At 59.6% G+C, this 11,940-nt stretch carries 10 protein-coding genes; 8 read left to right on the top strand and 2 right to left on the bottom strand.

Annotated elements, in window-relative coordinates; genetic code table 11:
- Positions 1-493 precede the first annotated feature (493 nt).
- Positions 494-856 carry a type II toxin-antitoxin system PemK/MazF family toxin gene (locus tag J2T57_RS21890; RefSeq protein ID WP_253485879.1) on the bottom strand — a complete coding sequence of 121 codons (363 nt, stop codon included), beginning with the start codon at positions 854-856 and terminating at the stop codon, positions 494-496.
- Entirely contained in the window at positions 856-1,116 is a 261-nt protein-coding gene (locus J2T57_RS21885; protein ID WP_253485877.1) for an AbrB/MazE/SpoVT family DNA-binding domain-containing protein, read from the bottom strand. The genes J2T57_RS21890 and J2T57_RS21885 overlap by 1 nt, the downstream gene beginning before the upstream one ends.
- Positions 1,117-1,808: 692 nt before the next feature.
- Here J2T57_RS21885 and J2T57_RS21880 point away from each other — a divergent pair.
- The 8 genes from J2T57_RS21880 to J2T57_RS21845 all read left to right on the top strand — a co-directional run bounded on the left by J2T57_RS21880 (position 1,809) and on the right by J2T57_RS21845 (position 11,907).
- A complete protein-coding gene (locus J2T57_RS21880) occupies positions 1,809-3,410 on the top strand; it encodes a gamma-glutamyltransferase family protein (protein ID WP_253485875.1) in 1,602 nt (533 codons plus the stop codon).
- A gap of 64 nt (positions 3,411-3,474) precedes the next feature.
- Positions 3,475-4,485 carry a Bug family tripartite tricarboxylate transporter substrate binding protein gene (locus tag J2T57_RS21875; protein ID WP_253485873.1) on the top strand — a complete coding sequence of 337 codons (1,011 nt, stop codon included), beginning with the start codon at positions 3,475-3,477 and terminating at the stop codon, positions 4,483-4,485.
- Positions 4,486-4,553: 68 nt separating this feature from the next.
- Complete coding sequence (locus J2T57_RS21870; protein ID WP_253485871.1) at positions 4,554-5,081, top strand: tripartite tricarboxylate transporter TctB family protein; 528 nt, start codon at positions 4,554-4,556, stop codon at positions 5,079-5,081.
- A gap of 19 nt (positions 5,082-5,100) precedes the next feature.
- Positions 5,101-6,600 (top strand): tripartite tricarboxylate transporter permease, encoded by a 1,500-nt coding sequence (locus J2T57_RS21865; RefSeq protein ID WP_253485869.1) that lies wholly within the window; start codon positions 5,101-5,103, stop codon positions 6,598-6,600.
- A 337-nt stretch (positions 6,601-6,937) separates the two neighbouring features.
- Positions 6,938-8,437, top strand: coding sequence for a MocR-like pyridoxine biosynthesis transcription factor PdxR (gene pdxR / locus J2T57_RS21860; RefSeq protein WP_253485859.1), 1,500 nt, complete (start codon positions 6,938-6,940; stop codon positions 8,435-8,437).
- 93 nt (positions 8,438-8,530) lie between these two features.
- Positions 8,531-8,986, top strand: a complete 456-nt coding sequence (locus tag J2T57_RS21855) for a nuclear transport factor 2 family protein (protein WP_253485857.1) — start codon at positions 8,531-8,533, stop codon at positions 8,984-8,986.
- Positions 8,987-9,016: 30 nt separating this feature from the next.
- On the top strand, positions 9,017-10,435 hold the full coding sequence (locus J2T57_RS21850) for an NAD(P)/FAD-dependent oxidoreductase (RefSeq protein ID WP_366519148.1): 1,419 nt from the start codon (positions 9,017-9,019) through the stop codon (positions 10,433-10,435).
- Positions 10,436-10,971: 536 nt separating this feature from the next.
- On the top strand, positions 10,972-11,907 hold the full coding sequence (locus J2T57_RS21845; RefSeq protein WP_253485840.1) for a nuclease-related domain-containing protein: 936 nt from the start codon (positions 10,972-10,974) through the stop codon (positions 11,905-11,907).
- Positions 11,908-11,940 lie beyond the last annotated feature (33 nt).

Here is an 11,940-nt window from a genome sequence, read left to right as displayed (position 1 = left end):
TGCCCGCTCGCGAACCTCAGGTGAGAACTTGTTGGTCTTCTTCATGGCTCCATCTTCTCAAGAGTTGGAGCCTCCACCAAACCCGGGGCGGTTCAGGAATTGTTATTTGACCTTTACTCGTTACCGTAGCTGTTGCCATATGTATCCTTACCTAAAATGCTATTCCTTACATAAAGTAAGGTAAAACAAGAGCAAAAAAATATCTACCTGGACCGGGGGTTTGTTGCCGTGACTGTGGATCTCTGCCGACTCGATGCCAGGCTCTTTCGCGTCGACGACTCCCTGATCTGGGAGGTCGTCTAGGAGGATCACTTCTCGAGCGCGAGCGAGGTGCCTGACACGATCCCCGTCAACAAGGACGCACTCATCGCCGCGCTCCATGCGGCGAGCACGGAGGCCGAGGTGGCGGCCTGTCTGCGGTCATCCAATAATCCCCACTGGGAGGTGCGGCAACTCCGCTCTGCCCGTTATGGCGACCACTCCGATTTCCCACTTACTCAGTAAATTTCTCGATCACGTCGTCCGCACCAATCAGGGGAAGAATGCGAACCAACACCTGGTCCATCACACCGTTCTCTGCATTGGTAACGAATTCGGCTTTGCGGTCCTTCCAGGAAAGCGTTTGGATCAGGCTCGATGCCACCACAGAAGGTTTGTCGAGATTATTCACGGGAACCTCTGTGGCGGTACCGCGAATGCTCGTGCTAATTGGGCAGCAGATCAGGAGCCCCGTTTGCTTGTTGTACTGCCTTGAAGACAGGACGAGCGCTGGTCTGTATTTACCGATCTCTTTGCCTTTGGTGGGCTCAAAATCCAACCAAATAACGTGGTTGCGGTCTGGAATGTACTGCGCCATCAAACCCCCATTTCAGACTCAGAGGGCTCGGCCAGATCATCCGCGTGAGCGCCACGGGCATCAAGGCCTTCCAGCAGATCGGCTTCAGAGAATGGAAGATTCACCTTGCGCGGAGCCCTCTCTACGGCTTCGATGACGATCTTTCCAGCCTTTACGTCAATACTGATCGGGCTGGATACATCAAGTTTGGCTTGCGCGAGAATCTTGCTTGACAGCCGCACGGCAGCACTATTCCCCCAGCGTTTTATTTCGCTTTTCATGGCAGCCTCGCGTCGATGTGTGCAGCTACTGATGTGTCCACATTAGTTGGGGCAGGCGTATGTGTCAACATATGTATCTACATGGATGGCGTTTTCCTGGTGTCCTGCGAACCAGGCCGGGTGCACATGGAGTAATGCCCCTGACAGGATTTCTGATCGGGTGAATCAGGGCGCGAGAGATGTCGTGAGAAATCCGAACCGCTCTGACAGGATCAACGAGTTGGGGAACACGGTCAGAGACTGCATCAACTGTGACCTGCCTGGCAATTCTCGGACCATTCGAAACTTGGGATGGTGGCCTCTGCAAACGGCGCACGGCCCATGGAGCAGTGGCAGATGAGGAAGAGTCGATTCAGCGAAGAGAAGGTGGTTCGTATTTTGCGCGAGACGGATGCCAGCCCAGTCAGTGAAGTCGCCAAGCAGGTCAAACACACCTCGTCTGCAGACTGCTTGGACAGGCAACGGGTCATCTACCGCGACGCTGGACTCATGCCACACCAGACACTGGCACTATACGCCGCCCCCACCTCCGGCTACGTTAAACGTGAGGACGCGTGCAAGACCTTCAGACGTGGCTCACACCTGCCCAATGAACCTGCCTGATAAGGATTGTCATGGAGTGAGGCCACCTCGGGCCGGCTTGCGTTCATTGCTTGCAGCAAATGACGACCATAACCGGATACGGGGAAGTAATGACCGCATTGGACAATCCCTATGCCCGCTCACGTGAGCCGGTTTATGCCATGGGTGGCATGGTGGCAACATCACAGCCTCTTGCGGCGCAGGCAGGCCTTGCCATGTTGCGGGAAGGCGGTAATGCCATTGATGCCGCCATTGCCACCGCGACGGCGCTTTCCGTGGTGGAACCAAGTCAGAACGGCATCGGTGGCGATGCATTCGCGCTGATCTGGAACGACGGCCAACTCCACGCCTATAACGGATCAGGCCGCTCTCCGGCGGCACTCACACGGGAAAACACCGGCCTCGGGGAAGGCGATGCCATGCCTCTACTTGGCTGGGCGTCGGTCACTGTGCCGGGCGCTCCAAAGGCGTGGGCGGAAGTGCATGCTCGCTTTGGCCGCTTGCCTCTTGAGCGCGTCATGCAGCCGGCCATCCACTACGCCCGAAACGGCTACCCTCTGGGCTCTGTGGTGGCGGAATACTGGCGCCGGGGCATTGCCACATTCGCTCATCTGGCCGGACCGGAGTTCGCGGCATGGAAGGAGACCTTTCTTCCCGCTGGCTTCTCACCCGAGGCTGGACGTGTCTGGCGCAGCGAAGCCCACGCCCACACCCTTGAGCGCATCGCAGCCAGCGCGGCGCGCGACTTCTACTCCGGTGACCTTACAGCCGCCATCGACCGGCATGCACGAGAGACCGGCGGCTATCTGCGGGCAGAGGATCTTGCCGTGCACCGTGGCGACTGGATCACCCCCATCAGCACCGACTATCTCGGGCACACAGTCTGGGAAATTCCGCCCAACACCCAGGCCATTGCCGCGCTTGAAGCGCTGAACATTCTCTCCGGCCTTGACCTCCCCGACAGCAGAGACACCGTGGAGAGCATCCACCTGCAGATCGAGGCAATGAAGCTCGCCTTCGTGGACGCACTGGCCTATGTGGGTGACCCGGACCACATGCAGGTGCGCACTGAGGAACTGTTGAGCCCCGGCTACGCCGCCAATCGTCGCCAGGAGATCAGCGAGACGGCATGTCATCCGGAAGCCGGCGCGCCCAGCAAGGGAGACACGGTGTATCTGGCCACCGCTGACGCGGACGGCATGATGGTGAGCTTCATCCAATCCAACTATCTTGGGTTCGGCAGCGGTGTGGTGGTACCTGGCACGGGTATTGCCCTTCACAACCGGGGTAACAGTTTTCAGCTCAAGACCGGCCATCCGAACGAGGTCGGCCCGGGCAAGCGCCCCTACCACACCATCATGCCGGGCTTTCTCACCCGCGATGGCAAGGCAGTCGGCCCATTCGGTGTGATGGGCGCCTACATGCAACCGCAGGGCCATGTTCAGATGATGGTGAACTCCCTGAATTACGGCCTCAACCCGCAGGCGTCACTGGACGCACCGCGCTGGCAATGGACCGAAGGGCGGACAGTGCGCGTGGAGCAATCCATGCCGGCTCAAGTGGTCCAGGGACTGCTGGCCAGAGGGCACAACGTGATCGTGTCACCGGACGAAACCGGATTCGGGCGCGGTCAGATCATATGGAGAAACGCCGAAGGCGTGCTGTGCGGCGGATCAGAGTGCCGCGCGGACGGACAGGTGGCAGCCTTCTGACACGGCGGCGCCTGAGAACGACCGATAACGACACACTGCGAGTACAGACTTGGAGGATCACGTAATGACACAAATATCTGGAAGCAATACACGATGCGGTAGCGCGCTGCTGGCAGCGGGCATGCTCGGCGCAGCCATGGCGTTCAGCAGCGCAGCGCAGGCCGACTATCCGGAGCGTCCCATTCAATTCGTCGTCTCCTATGCGTCCGGTGGCTCGTCCGATATTGCTGCCCGCTCGTTCGCTCGTGCAGCGGAGCGCCACATGGACGGCAACATGGTGGTGCAGAACCGCCCCGGCGCAGCAGGCATCGTCGGCACCGACTATGTCTTCAACGCCAATCCGGACGGCTACACCATCCTTCTGGCCCGGGTGGCGGTGCTTGCCGTCGCGCCCGCACTGCAGGATGTACCCTACGATCCCGACGAGTTCACCTACATCGGCCTGCTCTCAAGCGACCCGTTCGCCTGTGTCACGGGCACCCGCAAACCCTACGAGAGCATTGATGACCTGGCGGAGGCCATTCGCGACAACCCGGGTGCCGTGACCTACAACTCCTCCGGTGTTGGTTCCCTCAATCAGTTCGCGGCCCTGAGCTTGATTGAGGCCCTTGACGTCGGCGACCCCGAAAGCGCGGCCACCCATGTGCCCGCCCAAGGCGAAGGGCCTGCACTCACTGCAGTGGCGGGCGGGCATGTGGACTTCTTCTGCGGCAACCTGGCGCCCATGCTGTCCCAGATCCAGAGTGGCAACGTCCGGCCGCTACTGGTGACCTCGGCGGAGCGCCTGGACGACATTCCGGATGTTCCCACCGTGTCAGAACTCGGGCATCCGGAACTCGAGAGCCTCGTTGGATGGAGCGCCATCGTCGGCCCTCCCGGCATGGACGAAGAGGCTCACACGTACCTGCGGGATCTGATGGCCACCGTGTCCGAGGACGAGGAGTGGCGCGAGACGGTTATCACCGCCGGCTCTATCCCCCACGTGCTCCCGCCGGAGGAAACCATCGACTTCGTTCAGACCCAGCGCGCGGGTTTCGTTGATCTGGTGGAACGTCTGGATCTGCGGGACGATTGATCCTGCTGTAGCCTCTGAGAAGACGGGCTCCGCCCTTTTGGCGGGGTCCGTTCCAGGACGGAACAACCATGAACGACAATCACGGACCCCCACGGATTAACCCGACCAATCTGTTCACCGGGATCGCCTTGGTGATGATCGGGCTGTTCATCTGGTTCTGGCTGATTCCGAACGGTGTGCGGATTCCGTCGCGGGTTCCGAATCCGGCGCTATCGCCCGCCTTCTGGCCTCAGATCATCGCGCTGATCATCGGGCTATCAGGAGCCTGGATGGCGCTGGAGAGTGTCATTCCCGGCAAGCATACCCAGGGTACGCCCGTTGCGGACGATGACGATGCGCTGCGGTGGGAGCGTGCGGGCGCACTGCGCCTCGGCGTGGCCATCATCCTTCTACTGCCCTATTACCTGGCCGTTCGCGAGTTCGGCCTGCTCCTGCCATCGATCGTCGCTTTCATTATCTATTCGCTGCTTGCCGGCGAGCGCCGGCTGCTGACCCTGCTGGTGCTGGGTATTGCCGTGCCCACGATCATTACAGTGTTCTTCATCAAGGCTGCGAGCATTCTTATCCCGCTGGGACCGCTGGACGCCATGTTCTGACATCTGGAGCCCCTGAAAGATGCTAGCTGACATTCTCGCGGGACTGGGCCTGTTCATTAACGCCTACAGCCTGATTGCCCTGTTTTCCGGCGTCATCATCGGCGTCGTGATTGGAGCCATTCCGGGGCTCAGCACCGTCATGGCGGTGGCCATCGTGCTGCCTTTCACCTTCACCCTGCCACCGGTTCCGGCCATTCTGCTGCTGGTGGGCGTTTACAAGGGTGGGATGTACGGCGGCTCGATCAGCGCAATTCTCATCAACACGCCAGGGACACCCGCCGCCTCGTGCACCATGCTGGACGGCTACCCCATGGCCCGCGCCGGCAAGGGTCGGCAAGCGCTGCAAATGGCACTGTACGCCTCGTGCTTCGGCGACATGGTGTCGAACGTCGCCCTGATCCTGTTCGCCGCCTGGCTCGCGCAGTTCGCCCTTGACTTCGGCGCCCCCGAGCTATTTACGCTGGTGGTCTTCTCCCTAACCATCGTCGCCGGAGTCGCCGGGGATCACATCATCAAGGGCGTGATCGCTGCCGCCATTGGTCTTGGCCTTGCTACAGTGGGCACGGACCTGATTGCCGGAACACCGCGCTTTGCTTTTGATGTCACCCCGCTGCGCGGCGGTATCAGCCTTGTGCCCGTGCTGATCGGGCTCTTCGCTCTGCCGGAAGTGCTGCGCATGTATATGGGTTTGGGCGAAGGGCAGCAGTCGACGGCGGTGCTGGGACGCACCAGTCTTGCCCTGCGAGAGTTCTTCAGCCACTGGCGCACCTTGTTCCGGGGCAGTTTCATTGGCGTGGTGCTGGGGGTGATTCCGGGGCTCGGTGCAACGCCTGCCGCCTTTCTCTCCTACGGCGAGGCGCGTCGCAAGTCCCGAAAGCCGGAGACCTTCGGCAAGGGCAACCCGGAAGGGGTTGCTGCCGCCGAAGCCGGCAACAGCAGCGTCGGTGGTGCGACCATGATTCCCCTGCTATCGCTTGGCATTCCCGGCGACGTCATCACCGCCGTGATTCTCGGTGCTTTTATGATTCACGGGCTGCAGCCCGGCCCACTGCTCTTTCAAAGCAACATCGACGTGATCTACGCCTTGTTCATGGGGCTGATCGCGGGCTCACTGATGCTGTTGATCATCGGCCGGCTGGCAATTCCCTTGCTCGGGCGCATCATCGGGGTGCGTCGCTCACTGCTGCTACCGGGCGTGCTGGTGCTGTGCGTTTTTGGCTCCTACGCTATCAATAACAGCCTGCTGGACGTGCTCACTATGTTTGCCATGGGCGTGGTGGGCCTGGTGATGATCGCCCTGCGCTTCCCCCGGGCCCCGCTGCTCATCGCCTTCGTGCTCGGCCCGCTGTTGGAAGACAACTTCCGCCAGTCTCTGCTTATGTCCCAGGGCAGTTACGCGATCTTCTTTGCGAGCCCGATCACCTGGCTGTTCTGGTCACTGACCGCCATGTCGCTCGTTGGGATGATTGTTACCCGGATTCGGATGCGGCGCCGTACCCACGCGAGCGCAACGGAGTAGACGGTCCGCCACGACGCACGACCGGCATCTCGTGTGTCGGGAAACAAGCGCGTCGAGCCCCGACCGCCGCGTGCGTCTCGAATTACTCGTAGAGCTCCGGGCCAGTGAACCCGGCATCGAGCCGGATTCGCAGCCGCGCCTTGGGGAACGCCGCGCGCAGCCGCGGCAATTACCGATCGAGCAGACTCAGCAGCCCGGCTAGTGTCCGGTAATAGAAATCCGCTAGCGTTCTCCGGAGCGCTTACCAGCTTTACAGTGCCGCCATTTCGTGACCATTCTTATACATCGTCGCATACCCTGACTCATGGCAGTGCCATCTGCGAACCGAGCAATCGCCATGCCTTCCAAGAACGATGACACGATGTGGCCCCGACTGTTTCAGCTTGATTCGGACAGCTCGATCAGCCTACAACAGCAGATTCGTGAAGCGCTGGTGTCTGCCATACTCAGCGGGCAGATCTGTGCAGACAGCCCCCTACCCTCCAGCCGCCGACTGGCGACACAACTCGGCGTGGCCCGGAACACAGTTGTGCTCGCGTACCAGCATATGGCTGACAGCGGCTATCTGCTGCCCAGGGAGCGCAGCGGCTACTTCGTCAATCGGGAGATACTCTGCAACCGGGTCGAGACGACGGCTTCCGGGAGCAACGAGGTGGATCGCATTCAGGCTGGCGTGACCTGGAATTCCAAGCTGCGAATTCGACCGAGCACCCAGCGCAACATCATCAAGCCACCCGACTGGTCGCGCTATGAGTATCCCTTTATCTACGGCCAAATGGATCCGGCCCACTTTCCAGTCCAGGACTGGCGGGAGTGCTATCGTCACGCCTTGACAGTGCAGGGTCTGACCTCGACTGTTCGCGACCAGCTTGATGCTGACCACGACCTGCTGGTGGAGCAGATTCGGAGTCGCGTACTTCCACGCCGTGGCATCTGGGCGGATGGGGACGAGATCCTGGTAACGATGGGTTCCCAGAATGCCCTTTACCTACTGGCCACGCTGCTGGTGGGGCCCAGCAACACCGTCGGTATCGAGGATCCGGGATACCCTGACGCCCGCAACCTGCTCTGCCTTAATACAGCGAATATCAAAGCATTGCCCGTCGATCACGGTGGCCTGATCGTTGATGATCGACTAAACGACTGTGATTACCTTTTCGTGACGCCCAGTCACCATTCACCTACTACGGTGACCATGCCGCTGGATCGTCGTAATGCCCTGCTGGAAAGAGCGGAAAAGCACGACCTGCTTATTATTGAGGACGACTACGAGAGCGAGATTAACTTCCTTGGCAGTCCTACTGCATCGCTCAAGAGCCTGGACCGAAACGATCGCGTTCTATACATGGGCAGCCTGTCGAAGACGCTGGACCCGGGACTACGTATTGGCTACCTGGTCGGCGCCGCACCGCTGATAAGGGAGGCACGGGCGCTCCGGCGACTGATGCTGCGCCACCCGCCCACCAATAACCAGCATGCGGCGGCACTGTTCCTGGCGCTGGGTCACCACGATGCGCTTATTCAAAGACTATCCCACATCTATCGGGAACGGTGGTTGGCCATGAATGAGGCCCTTGCCAACTACATCCCGGATTCCACCCACACCCACTCCTTCGGGGGTACGTCGTTTTGGGTGCGGGGCCCGGAAAACCTTGACGCACGCAGCTTGAGCGAGGCTGCCATGGCACAAGGGATTGTTTTCGAGCCAGGTGATATCAACTTTTTCCATTCGCCACCGAGCAATTACTTCCGTCTCGGATTTTCGTCAATCGCGGTTGACAAGATCGAACCTGGAATTCGCCGTCTAGCGACCATGATGGAAAAGCATTCCCGATGAAAGCGCACCCAGCCATGGCGCACCATCCTGGTACAAGTGAGTGGTGCGAACTGGATCTACCGACAGGGGATGCCGCCCGCGTAAGCTAACGTGATGGCCAACCAATACAGGCTGCGGCCAGTGGCATTGAAATACCCAGGCTCACAACCGGAGGAATCATCCATGTCCGCCAGCAGAGAAACCCTTGAGGCTGTTTTCGCTGCCTTCAACCGACATGACGCGGCAGGCGTAATGGCACACATGACCGATGATGTGGTCTTCGAGACGGCGGCGGGACCTGAGGCTTATGGCACACGCATAAGCGGCAACATTAATGTTGGTGCGGCGTTTGAGAAAGTCTGGGCGCATTCCCCTGACGTGCAGTGGAAAAATACAAACCACTTCGTGGCTGGCAATATCGGTGTATCCCAGTGGACCTTCGTGGCGACACTGCCTGATGGCAAACGCGTCGAGGCCGACGGCTGCGATATCTTTACTTTCCGGGACGGTCGGATTTGCCGCAAGCAGGCGTTTCGCAAGGATCGTCCGCTGCAGGAACCCGCAGCCTGAGTTAGAGCGCAGCATACCGATTCAAAGTACATGAGGCCATGCATGAACGATCCCGCCAACGAACACCATCAGCGCAGATCGACAAAGGCCGCCGCCGCCTACGACCCCAACTATGATCCACTGACTACGCCGCACCCTGGCCATGGACGGGAGTATGCCCCCACCTATTGGGTCGCAACCGCCGGCGAGCCTCCTGCCGACGATGGCCCCGTAGACTCGGATTTGGACGTTGACGTTGCGATTATCGGATCAGGGTTCACAGGCCTCTCGGCGGCCCTCTTTCTGGCTCGGGAACACGGAATAAAGGCCACCGTGCTGGAAGCCAACCGGGCCGCCTGGGGCTGCACCAGCCGCAACGGTGGCCAAGCCCAGAACGCTTCGGGTCGGCTGAGCCGATCCCAGTGGATAAAGCAGTACGGAAAAGAGGTAGCACTCCAACTGCATGCCGAGATCACTGAGGGTTTCGACACCTTTCGGGAGCTAATCAAGGATGTGGACTGCGATGCCCAGCACGGCGGACATCTCTACATAGCCCACCGGGACAAAGCCATGCGCAAACTCGAGGCGGAAGTCCGGGTTCTGGACGAGGTGTTCGGCTACAAGGTTGAGCTTCTGGACCGCGCCGCTCTCTCGGAACGGTACGTGAATGAGGCCGAAGCCGTGGGCGCCATGCACGAACCTGACGGTATTGGCGTCCATCCGCTGAAACTGGCCCACGGTTACTTGCGGCAGGCTCGGGAACTGGGTGCGACAGTGCATCCGGCCAGCCCGGTGACCGGCTGGCACACTCACAACGGCGTGCATCACCTGCGCACTCCCGGCGGCACCGTGCGCGCCCGCGCTGTCGGCGTGGCGACCGGCGGCTACACCGCGCAGCAACTGCATCCCGCCCTGCGCAACCGCTTTTACCCGGTGCTGTCCAACTCTCTTGTGACCCGGCCGATGACGGCCGACGAAATGCAGGCGTCCAATTTCATCACCAATGAAATCATCACGGACACCCGCACTCTGCGATTCTACTACCGCAAGTTGCCGGACGACCGCGTGCAGATCGGCAGCCGAAGCGCCATCGCCGGCGCCGACGCGACTAACCCACGACATCATAAGTTGCTGGTGGATGCCCTACATCGCAAGTTCCCCGCCCTCACCGGGATAGACGTGGACTACTCCTGGTGGGGCTGGGTCGATGTCAGCCACGACATGATGCCGCGGGTATTCCGGCCTGATCCGAATGACAGCATTTATTACGCGCTCGGCTACGGCGGCAACGGCGTGATGTACTCTGCCCAGGCCGGCAGGCGTCTCGCTCAGTGGATCGCTGGCAAGCCAGAGAAAACGGATCTGCCCATATTCTGTTCCCAACTGCCGACCCATCCGCTGGCACCGTTCCGGCGGCTCGGCCAAAGGCTGCTCTACCACTGGTACTACCTGCAGGACGAAAAATTCTAAGACCACGAGTCGGTAACGTTTCAACCTCTCCTCTCAAGCTTCGAAAGGTCCGAAAATCGCAACCGCGCTGTCTATGACCTGCCCCGCGATTCTCGGACCATTCGAAACCCGAGACGAAGGTCGCTGAAAACGGATCAAGACCAAGTGACCTGCCCTGCGATCTGGCAAATCACTGTCTTTTAGATTTACCTTTATAAATTGGCCTTAGGCGCGGGCAGTGTTCTGTATTCGAGACTTTCAGAGTTAGCTGGAATTTTCCGTCGAAATTTCACGGTTAGCCGGAATGACGAAAAGCCTTGTTTGGAAAAGCGTTCTAACTCACTGAAATTTAAAGCCTAGGAATTTCACTCTTAACTGGAACCCACATGTGTGTGGGTTCCAATTTAATTTGAAATTCAGAGCACTGGAGCACTGGTGTTGTTCCGGTTAGGACGTGAGGCAAAAACGCTATATGTGACAATCAGACGCAGCGCACAGTTTTGATGTTAGCAGCCACTTTACGCTTGGGAATGAAGTCATGATACGGACATCAATCCATGCTCGACGGGTTTCTCTTCCACGCGCCGATATTGCTTCTGACCCTAGGCCCGCTTTTCCTGCTCGCGGGTTTGGGCAACGGTCTCCGGTGGTATCAGAAGCGCCGTCGCGTCTCCCCCCTGTCGGCGGGCTTGCTGCGCTCTCCCGGTTATTCACTGTCTCAGCAAATCATCGACAAACAACTGGATCTGGCATTCGGCCTGACCTTATCGACGCTCAGTCTCGTTATCCCCTACCTCCTTTATGTCCAGGGAATCGCCTACGATTCCTCTGGCATTGGCGTGACGGGCGCTGTCGTCCTTGGTCTGATATTCCTCGCGGCGGCGACAGGCTTCACGCTGGTCGCCCTTTCCCGGTTGCAGCGCCTGCGAACTGGATTGGAGGCGGAAACCGCCATTGGCCAGGCGCTTGAGACCATCATCCCGAACGGCTACCGAGTGTTTCATGATATAGATGCCGACGGATTCAACATCGACCATATCGCCGTCGGACCGGGCGGCGTCTACGTAATCGAGACGAAGGGACGCCGCAAGCCGCTGATTGCTGTCGGAGGAAGGCAGACGAAAGGCTTCAAGGTCATATTCGAAAAGAACGCCCTACAGTTCCCCGGCTGGAGAGAAACCGCGCCTCTCGAGCAGATACGTCGGAATACGAAATGGGTATCAAACTGGCTCGGGCAAGCTACCGGTGAGCCCGTTTTCACGACCGGTGTGCTCGCCCTGCCCGGCTGGTACATCGAGAGAAAGTCAGCACCCCCACCGCTGTTGACCAACGGAAAAGATATCCAATCGGTCATCAACGGTCGCGGTCGGGCGCCGCTCCCGCCAGCGGCGATATCGCGCATTTGCCATCAGTTGGAGCAGCGGGTACGCGTATCCGACGTCAACTACTTTGACCGGTCGACGACAATTAAAGTGGCCGGTCGGTGGGCGTAGTTGTCGTTAGCTTTCCAGCGTGCTCTTCTGCTC

It is taken from the genome of Natronocella acetinitrilica (genome assembly GCF_024170285.1).
Taxonomy (GTDB): Bacteria; Pseudomonadota; Gammaproteobacteria; order Nitrococcales; family Aquisalimonadaceae; genus Natronocella; species Natronocella acetinitrilica.
The sequence above is the reverse complement of the archived record's forward strand: the minus strand, read 5'-3'. Positions and strand labels throughout refer to the sequence as shown.

Coding starts and splice junctions, on each gene's coding strand:
- J2T57_RS21890 (WP_253485879.1), bottom strand. CDS start 856: ATGGCGCAGTACATTCCAGACCGCAACCACGTTATTTGGTTGGATTTT.
- J2T57_RS21885 (WP_253485877.1), bottom strand. CDS start 1,116: ATGAAAAGCGAAATAAAACGCTGGGGGAATAGTGCTGCCGTGCGGCTG.
- J2T57_RS21880 (WP_253485875.1), top strand. CDS start 1,809: ATGACCGCATTGGACAATCCCTATGCCCGCTCACGTGAGCCGGTTTAT.
- J2T57_RS21875 (WP_253485873.1), top strand. CDS start 3,475: ATGACACAAATATCTGGAAGCAATACACGATGCGGTAGCGCGCTGCTG.
- J2T57_RS21870 (WP_253485871.1), top strand. CDS start 4,554: ATGAACGACAATCACGGACCCCCACGGATTAACCCGACCAATCTGTTC.
- J2T57_RS21865 (WP_253485869.1), top strand. CDS start 5,101: ATGCTAGCTGACATTCTCGCGGGACTGGGCCTGTTCATTAACGCCTAC.
- pdxR (WP_253485859.1), top strand. CDS start 6,938: ATGCCTTCCAAGAACGATGACACGATGTGGCCCCGACTGTTTCAGCTT.
- J2T57_RS21855 (WP_253485857.1), top strand. CDS start 8,531: ATGGCCAACCAATACAGGCTGCGGCCAGTGGCATTGAAATACCCAGGC.
- J2T57_RS21850 (WP_366519148.1), top strand. CDS start 9,017: ATGAGGCCATGCATGAACGATCCCGCCAACGAACACCATCAGCGCAGA.
- J2T57_RS21845 (WP_253485840.1), top strand. CDS start 10,972: ATGCTCGACGGGTTTCTCTTCCACGCGCCGATATTGCTTCTGACCCTA.